The organism is Leuconostoc fallax (assembly GCF_004354645.1).
Taxonomy (GTDB): Bacteria; Bacillota; Bacilli; order Lactobacillales; family Lactobacillaceae; genus Leuconostoc_B; species Leuconostoc_B fallax.
Map to the genome: position 1 here is coordinate 202,347 of NZ_PUFI01000015.1, position 16,602 is coordinate 218,948.

The window sequence follows — 16,602 nt, forward strand, 5'->3', positions numbered from 1 at the left end:
TTTGGCTAGTTATACATCATCAAACGACTTAAAATAGGTAAAAATATCTAATGGATGGTCAAAAATATGTAGATATTCCAATTCACTCTGCTGAACAAAACCACAATTAACACAATCAATAAGCCATCGCCACAACGAATCATAAAAGCCTTTTGTATTCAGTAATGCTAATGGCTTACTATGCAAGTCAATTTTAGCCCAACTAATGACCTGAGCTAATTCTTCCAAAGTGCCAAAGCCACCAGGTAATACAATAAATGCATCAGCAGCAGCTATCATCATTTGCTTGCGTTCATCAATTGAATCAACTTCAATAAATTGTGTGATTTCATCCGGATCAATGGCTTCTGCTGATAACGTTATGGGGCTAATACCGATCACTTCGCCCCCGGCTGCCATAACACTATGAGCAGCTACACCCATTAAACCTTCCTTACCACCACCATACACCATCCGAAGCTGATGTTGCGCAACTAATCGACTCATTTCAATTGTTTGTTGCTCGTAAATGGTATCATCACCGAAAGAAGAACCCATAAAAACTGCGACAGATTTAATTCGATTAAACTTGATCATTTATGCCGTACCCCATTCTAGCTTAATTTATCAAATACCCCGTCATTTGTCTAGTAGAATACCTTAATACCTCAATATATGCTACAATATTATAAGGTTTTCGGTTCCGACCGTTCGTGACAATTTAATTTTTTGGAGGCATTATGATTTACAAAGTCTATTATCAAGAACACGCTGAGCGTAATCCAAAGCGTGAAACAACACATTCACTTTACCTTGAAGCAGAAAGTCTGCCACAAGCTCGTGAAATCGTAGAAACAAGCACAAAATATAATGTGGAGTATATCGAAGAGTTAACTGACAAGGGCGTGACTTACGAAAAGGCCAACCCTAACTTCGAAATCACAACATTCTAATGACATATTCTGTTGATATTAAACCTAATGAAGTCGCAGTATATGCGCTAGGCGGTTTAGGTGAAATCGGTAAAAATACTTACGGTATTGAGTATCAAGACGAAATAATCGTCGTGGATGCAGGCATTATGTTCCCAGAAGATGAACTTTTGGGTATTGATTATGTTATTCCAGACTACACATACTTAGTTGACAATATCGATCGCGTCAAAGCACTGGTTATCACTCACGGACATGAAGACCATATCGGTGCCATCGCCTATTTCTTACAAGCTGTTAACGTACCAGTATATGCTGGTCCACTGGCAATGGCCTTAATTAAAAATAAACTTGAAGAAAAACAAATGTTGAATCGTGTTGAATTACACGAAATTACGGATGGTTCTTTACTCGAATTTGACAAAGTCAGTGTTGAATTCTTCCGTACAACGCATTCTATTCCAGATGTTTTCGGTGTTGCAGTGCACACGCCTGTTGGCACAATTGTCGAAACAGGTGATTTCAAGTTCGACTTAACCCCTACTACTAAGCAGCCACCTAACCTTTGGTCAATGGCCAAAATTGGTGAAAATGGCGTCTTATTGATGATGAGTGATTCCACCAACGCTGAACGTCCAGAATGGACAAAATCAGAAGCCTGGGTCGCTAAATCAGTTAATCGCTTGTTTGATAAAATGCCGCACGGTAGAATTATATTCGCGACTTTTGCCTCGAATATGAACCGTGTTCGTATGGCAACTGATGCAGCTATTGCGCATGGTCGAAAAATCGCTGTGTTCGGCCGCTCTATGGAATCAGCCGTAACTAACGGTCGTGCTCTAGGTTATCTCAATATTCCTGATGATGCCATTGTTGAACAAAACGAAATTAAGAATATTCCTGATGATGAATTATTAATTTTGTCAACTGGTTCTCAAGGTGAGCCTATGGCAGCTTTAGCACGTATTGCTGAAGGTACACACAAGCAAATTAGACTAAAGCCTAAGGATAACGTTATTTTCTCAAGCTCTCCTATTCCTGGTAACACAGCATCTGTTAATGCTGTGATTAATAAACTAGAAGAAGGTGGCGCCAATGTTATTTACGGTAAAATGAATAACATTCACACTTCTGGTCATGGTGGCCAAGAAGAACAAAAGTTAATGTTAGCGTTAATGAAGCCTAAATACTTCATGCCAGTTCACGGTGAATATCGTATGCTACGTGTTCATGCTGGTTTGGCGCACGAATTAGATATGCCAGAAGATCATACCTTTATTTTAGAAAATGGTGATGTTCTAGCCTTAGACGGTGAAAGTACACGCATCGCTGGTCACTTCCCTGCTGAGGATACCTATATCGACGGATCAGGTATCGGTGACATTGGTAGCGTTGTCCTACACGATCGACAAAAACTATCTCAAGATGGTTTAGTTATTGCAACAGCAACCATTGATTTGACTAATAAAGAAATTCTTTCTGGGCCAGATATTTTGTCACGTGGTTTCATCTATATGCGTGAATCTGGTGAATTAATTAATGAAGGTCGCCGCGTCATCTTTACCACCATTCGTAAAGCAATGATGCGTAAAGATGCTACTGAATCTGATATTCGTCAAGCTGTTATTGACGATTTATCAAGATTTCTCTATAAAGAGACTGCTCGTAAACCCATGATTTTGCCAATGCTAATTATGGTATAAAAGAAAAATTCTGTTTCAACGTCTACTCGTTGGAACAGCATTTTTTATTAGCGCTTGAATCATTTAAGATAACTAAGCATTATTTTTTAATCATCTTATATATCTGCGGTCCCCAAATTAATAGCAAAACCACAACAAAAGCAACAAACACAATGACGGCATGGTCATCAATATAGCGCCCTTTTAAAAATAAAAATATAACCATGACTAGTGTTAAGAATATATTCAGTACAAAATCTTTCTTCTGCATATGATACCTTTCATCTTTTTAATTTATAATACGTTAGACTAGTTTAAATGTGATTATTTTAGTTCACCCACTCATTATAGTGCAAAAAATCGTAACTGGCTTAACCAACTACGATTCTGTATTAACATTATGACTGCTCCACCTGGATTCGAACCAGGGACCTGCGCATTAACAGTGCGTTATTCTACCGCTGAACTATGGAGCAATAAAAACTTACTCGTTAATATTAACACGGTAGCGTCACACTGTCAACCTTTTCATTAAAATACTATTTATATATTCAATATAATTACACATTTTATTATCATAAGTATCAAATCCTTTTGGCACAGTAAAATAACGAACATTGACTATTATTTTAATAAAAAATATCACTAAAAATTAATAATATGAGCTGAAACTCAAGAACACACATGGTAAACTAGAAGAAGTAATTAAGAAAGAGGAAATTTATGGTTAATCGCAATATACCAATAATTATGGGAACACAACACCCTGATAATGCCAACGCACCATTTTGGGATACATCACAGCAACCATTCATTAGCGCTTATCGTGAAACAACAGAAGCTTTTGAAAACTTTTCAGAATTGGATGTTGATGAGTATATGTGGGACTGGGAAGGTAAACATGCTGATGCTGCGGTCATCGACCGACTTTTCAGTACCGAGTATGATTACTTTAAGCAACATCAACTTGGTCGTGATAAATTTCTAACTTTCCGTTTCCCAAACATTTGGGAAGAAAAAGGCTACAATTTAATGCAAGCTATGACGGCATTTCTGAGCTCTGAAGATTTTTCAAACGATCTAGGGTTCTCTCATCGCCCTCTTTTTGAAGCTATTCTACCAATGGCTGAACGTGCTGATCAAATTGTTGAAATGCAGAAACTTTTTGAAAAGCTCGCTATTTTCAAAAGCCAAGAATTTACAAGTAATTCACCTAAAAATACTCCTTATATCGAAATGATTCCATTATTCGAGGGATTTGAAACACAACTACACGCACCAGAAATTTTAACTGAATACTTAGCTCTTCACGAAAAGCATTTTGGCTTTAAACCAAAATACATGCGCGTATTCTTAGCTGGTTCGGATTCTGCTTTGACAGATGGTTTTATGAGCTCAATTACCGGAAACAAATTAGCTATTGCTCGGTTATATGAATTTGCAGAACGCGAAAATATTGAAATATTCCCAATTTCTGGTACTGGTTCGGCTATCTTCCGTGGTGGTTTATCACCTCGTCGTATCGAACGTTATATTCGTGAATTCCCTGGTATTCGGACAGCAACAGTACAATCAGCTTTCCGTTATGATTTCCCTATTGACGAAGTACAATCAGCCATTGCAAAGTTAAAAGAAGAATTACCAGCTGTTACGCCATTACAAATCAGTGATGATGATAAAGATATTTTAATTGATATTGCTAAATCTTCAGCAGGTTTCTATCATCACACACTGGATAACTTAATTCCTGATTTACAGCCTATCTTCAAAGCTTTTCCTAAGCGTCGTGATCGTCGCCAACACGTTGGCGTTCTAGGTTACTCACGTTCAGTTGACGGTATTGAGCTACCACGTGCCATCAACTTCACTGGTTCATTCTATTCAATTGGTGTACCACCAGAATTCATTGGTTTTGGTCGTGCATTGGACAGCCTTTCTGAAGATCAACTCAGTGTATTTTCTAAAGCTTATCCAAGCATGGCACAAGACTTTACCGAATTAGCACGCTATATCAATTTAGATGCCTTGCAAATTTTGAAAACACAAAATTCCGCTTGGGCAGATGTCGAACAAGATATCTTAATTCTTCAAAGCAAGTTCAATTTTGATATCGGTCCAAAATCTCGAGAAGAAAAGCAACATGCTGAAATTGCACAACAAATCGTCGAATTTAAAGATGGTTCATCAGTAGCAATTAAGGCATTAATTAACCGAATGGCCCAATTACGTCATTTTCTTGGTTAAAAATTTATATAAAAAAACCTTGACGAATTGTCAAGGTTTTTTCTTCTATCATTGTTCAGTTGTTTTCCCTTGTTGCTTAAGAATAACGTTTTGTGCACGTGTTAATTCTGATTGGGGTACAACTTCAAAACTTTGTCCATCAATCATTTGCGTATTACCCTGTAGGTGATCTTGTTTAATATTACCTAGGGCACCACGATAATTTAATGCTAAATTCTTCAACGACGTTGTTGAAATATCTGTTTGTATGTTATTTGACATTGTGTTCAACAAACTTGAATTAAACAGAGTCCCAACATTAGCTGAATTTTTCAAAACAGATTCGATAATTAATTGTTGGCGGTTTTGACGACCATAATCACCTTGAGGATCATCATAACGCATCCGCGAGAATTTCAAAGCTTGCGAACCATCGAGATGATAAGTCTGTCCTTTGACGAAGCTCTCGCCTTCATAGGTAAAAGTCAAAGGTGATGTCACATCAACACCACCAACGGCATTAACCATCTTTTCTAAACCGCCCATATTAATCAAAGCATAACCATCAATCTTAATACCAAGTAAATCTTGAACAGCATCAATAGCTGTCGTTTCAGATCCATAAGTATAGGCCGCATTAATTTTAATTGGACTACCTTGATATTTAACATATGTATCACGTGGAATAGACATAATGGTTGTTGATTTCAACTTTGGATTAGCCGACATAACCATCATCGTATCGGTTCTACCTTTGTAGTCTCTTCCCAATTCACCGGTATCTGTACCAAGAAGTAAATATGTTATTGGTTTACTTTTACTTGTTGCTTTATCCGCTTGTTTTGTATTTGTGTATTTAGAATTATTTTGCATCTTAGATATGGTACTGTTAACGCTAAAGAAAGCATAAGCACCAGTACCAATAATACCGATAATTAATAACGCAACTATGGATAAAATTATTTTACGCAAAGTATGCTTCTTCTTCGGTGCTTCATGACGTGATTGACGTGTATTCTTTTCCATGGTTCCCTCTCGTATATATGAGATTCAAATTTATAATTTCCATAGCAAAAAGGACCTTATATTATACAAGGCCCTCTTGATTAACGTTCAACAGAAACAGTCTTTTCAGTTGTAGCAGCTTGACGCTCTTTAACTAAAACATTTTCTGAAGCCAAAGCTTCTTTAGCTTGGTTAGCTAATGCTGAGAAAGTTTCAAAATCTGAAACAGCTAAATCAGCTAACATCTTACGGTTCAATTGTGAACCAGCTAATGTCAAACCGTGCATCAACTTTGAGTATGACAAACCATTCATACGCGCTGCTGCATTAATACGTGCAATCCACAACTTACGGAAGTTACGCTTTGTATTCTTACGATCACGGTAAGCATACAAGTATGACTTGTAAACTTGTTGCTTAGCAACTTTAAAATTAATACGACGTTGACCACGGTATCCCTTAGCCAACTTAATAAACTTTTTACGACGTGCGCGTGACACTGTACCACCCTTAACTCGCATGGGTATTTCCTCCTAGATAATCAATGAATTCATACTGCACTATATGCTAGTATTCGAATCAAACCAATAAATATTGCAATTAATATTTATGTTTGTTTTATCGCCTAATTAAATTTGGCTAAGCAACTTAGCGTATGTCTTAACTGTTGTAGAATCCATCATACGTGTACCACGTAATTGGCGACGTTGCTTCTTTGTCTTACCATGGAAACGGTGTGAAGTATAAGCAGAAGCCGACTTCAAACCACCGTTGGCTGTCTTTTTAAAGCGCTTTGCTGATGCGCGGTGTGTCTTCATCTTTGGCATGACTAATCTCCTAATTTAAATTCTCTTGACAATTATTTGTGTTCTTTTGGTGCCAAGACTAAGAACATTTGGCGGCCATCCATTTTGGCACGTTGTTCAACCTTGGCAATATCAGTTAATTCATTGGCCATGCGTTCTAATACTTCACGACCAATATCCTGGTGCGTCATCATACGACCACGGAAACGTAAATTCAGTTTAACCTTGTTACCCTTTTCAAGGAACTTGATTGCAGCCTTTTTACGTGTATCAAAATCACCAGAATCAATCACTGGACTCATCCGAACTTCTTTAGTTTGGACAATTTTTTGATTCTTACGTTGTTCCTTTTGCTTCTTTTGCTGTTGGAACTTGACTTTACCCCAGTCCATAATTTTGGCAACAGGTGGCACAGCATTAGCTTGCACCAATACTAAATCCTGCTCCATGTCTTCAGCAATTTTCTGAGCATCGCGTGTTGCCATTTCTGTTTGCTTACCGTTTTGGATAAGTAAAACACGTGGCGCGCGAATATTTTCGTTGACTAAATCAACTTGTCTTGGTTGACGTGCTATTGTTAGGCACCTCCAAATTTATTTTTTGTGAACAAGAAGAAAAGCAGGATAGAAATAATATTCCACCCTGCTTAAACACTTGTAGTACTGACGTACAACGTGTATCTGCCCAACAATAACTATCATAAGGCGAGAAGCGGGTGCTTCTACTTGTTTCAACAGTTATTAAGTATAGACATTTTTTATTTTTTTGTCAAGTACTTTGGTTGTTTATATGATACAAATCCAAAGATAATAATCCAAATTAAAGCACCAATAGCTGGAATTTGAGAATCTTTGTTAAAGAATAGTGTGATAAAGACAAACACGAAGAAAACAATGGTTAATGGCACCAATGTTCTTGGTGCAATCACCTTAAAACCATCTACCATGTAGCTTGAAGATTGACGATATCTCATGTAAGCAATCAAAACCAAGATATAAATCATTAGGAATAAATCCGTTGCCGCACTTGAAACAAAACCAAATGCGTAATCAATAGATGGAATTAAACTAATAATTGCTGAAGCAGCGATCATAACAGCAGTCAGCTTAATCGCATTTGCTGGTACCTGTGCTTTAGATAACTTTTTAAATGGCTTTAAATATTGAGATTTTGATTGAAATGACAAGGCATAAAAATTACGACTTGCACTAAACAAAACACTACTCAAAGCTGAAGCTGCACTAGTAAGCACAACAAAGTTGATCAAAGCTGCTGCCCATTTGATACCGGCTAATTCAAATACCATCACAAACGGACTTTTATCAGCAGGTAATTCACGCCAAGGATAAATCGTCATAATGATAAGTAATGCACCAAGGTAGAAAAGTAAAATACGCAATGGTATTTGGTTGATAGCATTAGGCAAAACTTTTCTGGGATTAGCAGTTTCCGCTGTTGTCATACCAATAAATTCCATACCAACAAAGGCAAACATGACCATTTGAAAGGCGTTAATAAAATTACCAGTGCCATTTGGAAAGATAGAAAAGTCTTTAATGACATTACTGAAAGCTACAGTACCTTCTGGTGTTTTAAATCCGGTAAAAGCCATAATCAATCCCGTTACAATTAGAGATAAAATGGCCACAATTTTAATCATTGCAAACCAAAATTCAGTTTCACCAAATAACGAAACCGCCACCAAATTAACACCAGTTAATACAGCTAGCATGATGACCTGAATTAACCAAGATGGCACTTCTGGCAACCAGAATTGAATATAATTGGCGACAGCCGTTAATTCACCCATCCCCATAAAAATCAACGCTAGCCAATACGACCATCGTGCAAAGAAGCCAGCGCGATTATCGATGAATTTGGTAATAAAGGTAATGAACGTGTGTTGTGTTGGATCCGCATAAAGTAATTCACCAATACTACGCATCATCACAAACATAAAGAAGCCAACTGCAAGATAAATCAATAAGATTGACGGTCCAGCATAGTGAATCGAATTACCCGCGCCCATGAATAAGCCAGTACCAATGGTACCGCCAATCGCAATTAGCTGAACATGGCGGCTTTGTAAACCACCTTGTTTTGCCTTCGAATGATCACTATTACCGTCATTCGATTGTTCAGACATTTATTCCACCGCCGTTTCACGAGAATAACGTGCAACATCAGCTAAAATAAGTTTCTCAAATGCTGCAATACTGATTGTTTCAGTCTTTTCTGATCCATATTGTCTAACAGTGACTGTTTCATCAGCAACTTCATTATCACCAAGTACTAGTGTGTAAGGTACTTTCTTCGTTTGTGCTTCACGAATCAAATATCCCATCTTAGCGTCTTTTGTTTCAACATTAGCACGCAAGCCAGCTACCTGTAGCTGTTGTTGAATACGTCGTGCATAGTCACCATGAGCACCCAAATTAACTGGAATGATTTGAACTTGCAATGGGCTTAACCATGTTGGGAAAGCACCCTTGTACATTTCAATGAGGTAGGCTGTGAAGCGCTCCATTGTCCCAACAATACCACGATGCAACATCACCGGACGATGATTATCTTTGCCATCTTCACCAATATAAGAAAGATCAAAACGTTCAGGCAACAAGAAATCAAGTTGAATCGTTGACAAAGTTTCTTCGCCGCCCAAAGCTGTCTTAGTCTGAACATCTAATTTAGGACCGTAAAATGCAGCTTCACCTTCAGCTTCAAAGTAATCCAAGCCGAGGTCATCCATTGCTGTCTTAAGCTGCTTTTGGCTCTTTTCCCACATCTCATCATCATCGAAGTACTTAGCTGTATTCTTAGGATCACGATATGACAAACGGAAACGATAATCTGTGATATTGAAGTCTTCATAGACTTCCATCATCATCTTCAAAATCGACTTGAATTCTTCCTCTAACTTTTCTGGTTCCACGAAAGTGTGACCATCATTCAGAGTCATTTCACGAACACGTGATAATCCAGTTAACGCACCAGACTTTTCATAACGATGCATCATACCCAATTCAGCAATACGCATTGGTAATTCACGGTATGAACGAGGCTTATGCTTATAAATCATAATATGTGATGGACAGTTCATTGGTCGTAATTCAAGGAACTCGCCGTCTCCCATATCCATAGGTGGGAACATATCTTCACGATAGTGTTCCCAATGTCCAGATGTTTTATACAAGTTAAGGTTAGACAAAATTGGCGTATAGACATGTAGATAATCATTTGATAATTCTTTATCAACAATATAACGTTCAACTTGACGACGAATTGTTGCGCCATTTGGTAGCCATACAGGTAAGCCTGATCCAACCTCTTGACTTGTAAAGAACAAATCAAGATCTCGTCCGATGTTACGATGGTCTCTTTCTTTAGCTTCTTGGCGACGTTGTAATTCAGCTTCAACATCTGCTGCCTTCCAGAAAGCTGTACCATAAATTCGTTGCATCATATGATTTGATGAATCACCACGCCAATAAGCACCAGCAACTGACACTAACTTAAAGTGCTTAATCCAACTAGTTGATGGCACTAAACCACCTTTATCTAATTCAATGTGATCGCCTTGTACAGCGATTGTAATTTTTTCTTCAGCCGGTAAATCGTTAATTAATTCAACCTTGTACGGATCATCCTTAAACATGCTTAATGCTTCTTCGCGTGTAATTTCACGAGAAACAATCGGCAAATCTTCTTTAACAATTTTATGCATCATGGCTTCGATTTCAGCAAAATCTTCAACAGATACTTGATTACCTGCCCCATTATCTGTATCGTAGTAAAAACCATTTTCAATGAACGGTCCGACACCAAAATGAATATTGCTAAACTTTGGAATACGCTTTAAAGCTTGTGCTAACAAATGTGACGCAGAATGACGCAATAAATCAAGCGCTTCGTCATCACTTGTTGTAATTAACTGAAATTGGCCTGATGCAGGAATGACATCATGCATGCCAACATACGCACCATTTAACTTAGCTGAAACTGATTTTTTAGCTAATGATTTAGAAATACTTTCAGCAACATCTAAGGGTTTTGTTCCCGCTGCAAATGTTTTGATTGCACCATCAGGAAATACAAGTTCTAATTCTGACATACTTTCCTCCAATAGGATTTACATCGCTGTAATTCCAATATAGTTTCATTAATAAACACAAAAATCGCCCCTCTAGATATAAAATAAATATCTAAAGGGACGATTAACCGTGGTACCACCCAAATTTATGGACAATGATGCATTGTCCATCCTCTACGACAGTATAACGGTGTCACCCGAAGTAGTTTTCTAATACATTACTCACCACTCACTCAAAGGTAGTCTTCATGATACGCGTTGCTAATTCCCACCAAACATTAGCTCTCTTTGTAAACGCCATACAATGAAGTTGTCCTTATCAATGTTTATAGGTGCAATGTTATCATGTATTTTTATATATTTCAACTTAATTTATCATATTCTGTTCATTATTGCTTCAAAATACCTTGTTTCTTTTGTTTAACAAAATCTCGAACGACTAACCAACTTGCGAGCCAAATACTTAACAAGATACCTAGCATACCTAATAACATCGTCACTAATTCTACAACCAGGACTTTAGAATTAAAAAACATTGCTACAGCATAATTCAATCTGACAAACCAAATAATCAAGGGTAGGCTGGCGCCCAAAACACCGAAAAACAATGTATTAATTGCTGTGCCCAAAATTTGTCCACCAATAATACGTGCATGTCCATATAAGTTTTTAACAGAAATATTCGGTGTTCGCTCAATGACTTCATTAAGGTCGGCAATGATTGCCATTGCTGCCTCGGCTACGGCACCTAAAGTTGAAATAATCATCGTTGTAATCGCAATTCTACCAAAGTCTATACCAACGTTTGTTGATAAGCCTTCCAGTTCTTCCGAATTTTCAGTAGCAAACCCCTGAAATTGACCTACCCACTGCAATATTATAGCCATCACAAACAAAATACCAATGACAATAACACTGGTTAAGAAAGCCTGATTCGTTACACTCGGATCATCCGCACCTAAATAAATAGCAACAGCTAAAATAATAATTGACACAATAATCGTCACAACATAGGCATTGAATTGCCAATTCATCAGAATCATTAATACAAAGATTGCCAAAAAGTTAATCATTAAACCAATGAAGCCACGCAGTCCCTGCTTACCGCCAACGAGTAACATCAAAACGAATAAAATCAGCATTAGCATCATAATGGCATTCATATTTTAGCCACCTTTCTTTGAAGAAAGAATGCAACAATTGCACTCGTTACTGGTACTGCCAAAACAATTCCAATTCCCGACACGACTGTTTGTAAAATGCCAAGGTTCATCACCATTTCTAAAATATATGGCCAGTTATTCCCATTCCTAAGCATCAAAATAACCATTGGCATTGTTTCAGCAATGAAAATCATGAACAAAACATTAATCAATGTTCCCATAATATCGCGGCCAATCGACATCCCCGCATGCCAATATTCTTTAAAATGACGTTGCGCATTTTCACGATGCATGCCAAATAATCCGGCCACAATATCTGCAGCCTCATCCATAACAGCACCTAGTACACCAATAATCGTCTGCGCAATAAAGAGTGTTGCAGGCACCTGAGTCACATAAGCCATTGTTTCAAAATGAACGCCATTATTATGTGTTAATAATAATACAATTGACATAATACCCATAGTTAACGCTGTACTAGTGAGTGTCGCAAAGAAAGTTAAGCGCATTTGTAATGTTCTGCCTAGAACAAATAGCAAACTGCTCAATGCAAAGAATCCAGCTAAAATACTAAAAATCAAAATAACATTGGGATTTTTAAATTGCACATCAATCCCAACAGCCACAATGAAAAGTACAATATTAGTAATTAAACTTAATAGTAGCCAACTCGTAGCACGACGCTGACCGTAAAAATAAAGTAATAAAATAAACAATGTCGCTAATAAACCAAGTACAGTGTCTCTTTTCAAAGATAATATATGGTATCGATTACTCAGCTTTTCTAGAATCAACTGGTCCCCAACACGATAGCGATGTAATACTGTCTGCGACTGATTAAAGCCATTAGTCAATATGATGCGTTTTTGCTGACGATTCAGTAATCGAATGGTTAATTTTTGCTGATAAATTTGATCTTCGTTGTTATGTTCATCGGTTATACTTTGTACTTTTTGATTGTGTACTTGAACAACTTGCCCAACTGGGTGCTGATATAAAAAGGCATTGTGCCGTAAAAAAAAACCAACACCAATAAGTATCACTAAAGCCACAAGAATACGTTTAAATACTTTTGCCATTATGACTCCAATCGTCTATTTTTCCCTGACATTGGAATGGGTTTAGCCAAAAAACGAACGCGTTGCATCAATCGAGCAGCTTTAACTGGTTCAACACCATCTCTTGTTTGTGTTAAATGTTCCTCTAACCCTTTCATAGAAAAATTAGAAGTGAAAAATGTGGTCAGTTCATTTTGCATACGATGTTCTAAGATAACACCCAAAATATCATCACGAATCCACGCACTCAATGTATCAGCACCCATATCATCAAGTATTAATATAGTCGCATTTTTAGCTTGATCAATTAAGCGCTGTGTACTACTGTCTTTTTGGCCAATACTATTTTTAACATCCACGGCAAACGATGGAAAATGTAACAACATCACATCGATGTTATTCGCAGCCAATGCATTCGCAAGCGCTCCCATTAAATAAGTTTTACCAACACCAAAATCACCATATAAATACAATCCCTGTACATAATTTTTGGCATGTGTTAGATTATCCAAAATATTAATCGCTTCAACAATGGCATCTATACGACCCGATTCTTGAACCACAGCCGCCAAGTCGGCCTGCTGAATGGCAACAGGCATTTTATAAGTGTTCAAGTGCTCTTTTTGCCGTAACTTATTTTGTGTTTGTTGTGTTGGCACATACTTCACATGGATATAGCCCTTTTCAATATCCAACTGTGGCACATACCCTGGATATAATGTCTTACTATTCTGCGCCGCCATATTACGTTGCTGAACATATTCATATAATGCTGTTAAAGACTGTGAAAAAGCATCTGGTGCTAATTTATCTTGATTAGCTTGCCAGAAATCTTGAATATCCTGATCTTGTTTCAACATTTCTATCGTATGAATGGATTGACTATTTTTAAGATGTGGATATTGTTTTTTTAATTTTTCTAATACTTCTGACAAATTTTGCATACTAGATTCCTCATCTCATAGCTTAATCCTTGGTCTTCAGATCTTTCAATTTAGCTAACGCTTTTTGAATATCCTTTTGATCATATTCCGGTTGCTTTGCTGTGACATTTTCCATTTTTGGTTCAATTTTAGCCATCCGATTACGCGTACGCGATGACGTCTTAATCTGACGATTTTGCTGACTCTGTTGTTTTTGATCATGATGCCGTTTAATAGCATGTATGGCTAGCGTCGCTGTCGTCACCTTCTGTTGTGCCCATTCATTCGCAATCGTTTCTGTCAATGCCCGCGATAACGATGTATTATCCATACCGATAAGAATTTGATGTAATAAAACATTAATTACTGGTGGGTTCAATATTCCCTGTGTTGTTAAGTCATTGACAATATTGCGTTCACTGTTCGTAATAAAGCCACCACGTGATTGCTTAATCTGAGACAAGAAATGCATTGGTGGTATCTGATTGGCTGCTTCAACAAGTGCTTTAGCCGTTTTAGATAAAGCTTCATCATGGCTTTCTACAGATGATATTTGAGGTTGATTACCCGTTGGCTGTGTTGAACGCGTCGTATCCAATTGTGTTTTAAGCGCACGTTGCATTCCAGCTTGATCAATTTCGTGCGTATCCAACGTTACCGTTTGACTCACAATATTTGCTAACTGTTGTTCATTTACCCCATACAACAAATGCTGTGCTATCAAAAAGTTACGATGTTTATTAATTTCGTCGACTGTTGTTCCTTGTACAAGTTGAGCAAAGGCCTCAAAATTAAAATGGTCATCTTTAACTACTGGCTTAGCCATGTCCAATCGAACACTTTGCTGTGGAATGGTCGGTGTACTTTCATTTTTAAAAATCTGTAAGAAATGTGCTGAAACATCCTCACCCTGGATTTTTTGAATACCTTGTATGCCGTAACGTTTTTGTAGCACAATAAAACGTTCTTCACCTACAAACTTGTACAATAAACCTGTTAACAATTGTTCCTTGAAAAAATCTTGCGCTGACAGTGCTGGTAATAATCGATAATAATAAGTATCCACAGAAGTAGTCGTATCATGAAACGTCTTAACTAATCCGACGGCTTCTAATTTTCGCCGTAATCTCACAAAAGTTGGCAGGCTTAAGTTTAGACTGTCTAATAAGAAATTATGATCTAATACATCCGTAACGCTAACATAGTTTATTTCTGTTGCTAACATATGATAAAGTGCATAACCAGTAGAACCAATAAACGGAACGTATAAATCAAAGGTACGCGCTAAATCAGCAAATGAAATCGGTACTGCTGCTTGTACTAGTACCCTTGCATTTGCATGTAATTCAATTGTTGGTTTACTTTCCTGCATACTCGGGTGCAATTTCCTTTAATTTTGCAATAACTTGAGCAACTTGTTCACGTGTTGCTGCTAATGTACCATTATTATCAATTACATAGTCTGCTACTTTTACTTTTTCAGATAAAGGCAATTGTGACTTAATACGGTTGTTAGCTGCATAGTCATCCAACTGATTCCGTGCTTTAAGTCGCGCTAATTGAGTGGCTTCGCTAACTGTTACAACAATTATTTGATCCACACTATCATTCTCATGATAACCACGTTCAACTAATAATGGGACATCTAATATCACAATTGGTGCCTTTTGTGTTCGCCAAAAAGCAAGTTTATCTTGAATCGCATTACTAATTGCTGGCTGTATAATGGCATTTAATTGTGACAAATTAGCCTCATTACCAAATACTGTGTCCCCCAGTTGCTGTCTATCAAGCACACCATTTTTAATAATTTGTGGTCCAAAAGTCAACTTTATTTTTTCAAGAACAGTCGTTCCCGGTTCAACAACTTCACGAGATATCACGTCTGCATCAATAATTGGTATTCCAGCCTCATGAAACATTGTACTGACTGTTGTTTTTCCTGAGGCAATGCCCCCAGTTAAGCCAACAATTAACATTTAAATGGTCCTTTCTTGCACGATACGTTCAGATTGCGTTGACTGATCATCACCAAATAAACGACGAGAATAGGCTACTCGTGTGCCGGTTACATATGGAATAATCCAAATATAACCAATTCCAGCAGTTAAGAATCCCAATATATACCAGCCAATAAAACTCAACTCGAGCAAGAAAAGTTCCCACTTACGACCATCCATAACTCGTCGGCTAGTCGTAATATAGTCTGTTAAGGAATTAGCCCGTTTTCCTTGGTCTAAATCACGTTTATACGCATAATAAGTTTGCGAATAAGAAAAGGTTTTGATAATTCCTGGAATAATAAACAATAATGTCCACAAATAAATCAAAATATTTTGTACGAGTGCCAATAAGAAGCTTTGCCAAAATTTGCCATTACTAAAAATCTGTAGTGATTGTTTGAAATGCTGGTCTGCTTTAGGTTGTTTAAACCAGTCCACAATCCCCCATGCAATCGACCAAGTAAACAACATACCGATGCCATCGCTAATTACAGAAAAAACAACAGAGTTATTATCAGATGATGTATCAGCTTGCCCTGCAACTTCACTACCGTTTATCGTCCCTTGTGTCAATGAATAAACGACAACGGCCATGATTAATGATACAAAGAAGAAACTTCCAACCACTGCCACAATTGGCAAAATATTCAACTTAATAGCCGTTCCCCAATGGCCACGGTATAAATCTCTGGCTTCACGTTTCATTTCTCTAATACTTATTGGTTCTAATTCGTTCAT

At 37.4% G+C, this 16,602-nt stretch carries 17 protein-coding genes, 1 tRNA gene and 2 other annotated features; of the genes, 3 read left to right on the top strand and 15 right to left on the bottom strand.

Annotation, left to right across the window (positions count from 1 at the left end; all coding sequences use genetic code 11):
• Positions 1-9 precede the first annotated feature (9 nt).
• On the bottom strand, positions 10-576 hold the full coding sequence (locus C5L23_RS07690; protein ID WP_010008570.1) for an LOG family protein: 567 nt from the start codon (positions 574-576) through the stop codon (positions 10-12).
• A gap of 143 nt (positions 577-719) precedes the next feature.
• On the opposite strand from C5L23_RS07690, the gene C5L23_RS07695 reads away from it, so the two are divergent.
• On the top strand, positions 720-932 hold the full coding sequence (locus C5L23_RS07695; RefSeq protein WP_010008571.1) for a DNA-directed RNA polymerase subunit epsilon: 213 nt from the start codon (positions 720-722) through the stop codon (positions 930-932).
• On the top strand, positions 932-2,614 hold the full coding sequence (rnjA, locus tag C5L23_RS07700) for a ribonuclease J1 (RefSeq protein ID WP_010008572.1): 1,683 nt from the start codon (positions 932-934) through the stop codon (positions 2,612-2,614). Before C5L23_RS07695 ends, rnjA begins: the two co-directional genes overlap by 1 nt.
• 79 nt (positions 2,615-2,693) lie before the next feature.
• Here the strand turns inward: rnjA and C5L23_RS08545 are convergent, their stop codons facing one another.
• Together C5L23_RS08545 and C5L23_RS07705 are read right to left on the bottom strand one after the other, a co-directional pair.
• On the bottom strand, positions 2,694-2,864 hold the full coding sequence (locus C5L23_RS08545; RefSeq protein ID WP_010008574.1) for a hypothetical protein: 171 nt from the start codon (positions 2,862-2,864) through the stop codon (positions 2,694-2,696).
• Between the two features lie 133 nt (positions 2,865-2,997).
• Positions 2,998-3,069, bottom strand: a tRNA-Asn gene (locus C5L23_RS07705).
• Positions 3,070-3,316: 247 nt separating this feature from the next.
• Between C5L23_RS07705 and ppcA the strand changes: the two genes are divergently transcribed.
• Entirely contained in the window at positions 3,317-4,837 is a 1,521-nt protein-coding gene (gene ppcA, locus C5L23_RS07710; RefSeq protein WP_010008576.1) for a phosphoenolpyruvate carboxylase, read from the top strand.
• A gap of 48 nt (positions 4,838-4,885) precedes the next feature.
• Here the strand turns inward: ppcA and C5L23_RS07715 are convergent, their stop codons facing one another.
• From C5L23_RS07715 to C5L23_RS07770, 12 genes are all read right to left on the bottom strand, one after another.
• Positions 4,886-5,842, bottom strand: coding sequence for an LCP family protein (locus tag C5L23_RS07715; RefSeq protein WP_010008578.1), 957 nt, complete (start codon positions 5,840-5,842; stop codon positions 4,886-4,888).
• 80 nt (positions 5,843-5,922) lie between these two features.
• The gene (gene rplT, locus C5L23_RS07720; RefSeq protein WP_010008580.1) at positions 5,923-6,342 is read right to left on the bottom strand and encodes a 50S ribosomal protein L20; all 420 of its coding nucleotides are present in this window, start codon (positions 6,340-6,342) and stop codon (positions 5,923-5,925) included.
• Positions 6,343-6,450: 108 nt separating this feature from the next.
• Positions 6,451-6,648 (bottom strand): 50S ribosomal protein L35, encoded by a 198-nt coding sequence (gene rpmI, locus C5L23_RS07725; protein WP_010008581.1) that lies wholly within the window; start codon positions 6,646-6,648, stop codon positions 6,451-6,453.
• Between the two features lie 32 nt (positions 6,649-6,680).
• Positions 6,681-7,220 carry a translation initiation factor IF-3 gene (infC, locus tag C5L23_RS07730; RefSeq protein ID WP_050792595.1) on the bottom strand — a complete coding sequence of 180 codons (540 nt, stop codon included), beginning with the start codon at positions 7,218-7,220 and terminating at the stop codon, positions 6,681-6,683.
• A 13-nt stretch (positions 7,221-7,233) separates the two neighbouring features.
• Positions 7,234-7,360, bottom strand: a sequence feature (ribosomal protein L20 leader region).
• 24 nt (positions 7,361-7,384) lie between these two features.
• On the bottom strand, positions 7,385-8,773 hold the full coding sequence (locus C5L23_RS07735) for an amino acid permease (RefSeq protein WP_133264631.1): 1,389 nt from the start codon (positions 8,771-8,773) through the stop codon (positions 7,385-7,387).
• Positions 8,774-10,738 carry a threonine--tRNA ligase gene (thrS, locus tag C5L23_RS07740; RefSeq protein ID WP_010008586.1) on the bottom strand — a complete coding sequence of 655 codons (1,965 nt, stop codon included), beginning with the start codon at positions 10,736-10,738 and terminating at the stop codon, positions 8,774-8,776.
• Positions 10,739-10,830: 92 nt separating this feature from the next.
• Positions 10,831-11,049: a binding site (T-box leader), on the bottom strand.
• A gap of 57 nt (positions 11,050-11,106) precedes the next feature.
• On the bottom strand, positions 11,107-11,880 hold the full coding sequence (locus C5L23_RS07745) for a YibE/F family protein (protein ID WP_010008587.1): 774 nt from the start codon (positions 11,878-11,880) through the stop codon (positions 11,107-11,109).
• Entirely contained in the window at positions 11,877-12,959 is a 1,083-nt protein-coding gene (locus tag C5L23_RS07750) for a YibE/F family protein (protein WP_133264633.1), read from the bottom strand. The genes C5L23_RS07745 and C5L23_RS07750 overlap by 4 nt, the downstream gene beginning before the upstream one ends.
• A complete protein-coding gene (dnaI, locus tag C5L23_RS07755) occupies positions 12,959-13,882 on the bottom strand; it encodes a primosomal protein DnaI (RefSeq protein WP_133264635.1) in 924 nt (307 codons plus the stop codon). Before dnaI ends, C5L23_RS07750 begins: the two co-directional genes overlap by 1 nt.
• Positions 13,883-13,904: 22 nt before the next feature.
• Positions 13,905-15,233 (bottom strand): DnaD domain protein, encoded by a 1,329-nt coding sequence (locus C5L23_RS07760; protein ID WP_010008594.1) that lies wholly within the window; start codon positions 15,231-15,233, stop codon positions 13,905-13,907.
• Positions 15,220-15,840, bottom strand: a complete 621-nt coding sequence (gene coaE, locus C5L23_RS07765; protein ID WP_133264637.1) for a dephospho-CoA kinase — start codon at positions 15,838-15,840, stop codon at positions 15,220-15,222. Before coaE ends, C5L23_RS07760 begins: the two co-directional genes overlap by 14 nt.
• Positions 15,841-16,602, bottom strand: a complete 762-nt coding sequence (locus tag C5L23_RS07770; RefSeq protein ID WP_010008595.1) for a DUF975 family protein — start codon at positions 16,600-16,602, stop codon at positions 15,841-15,843.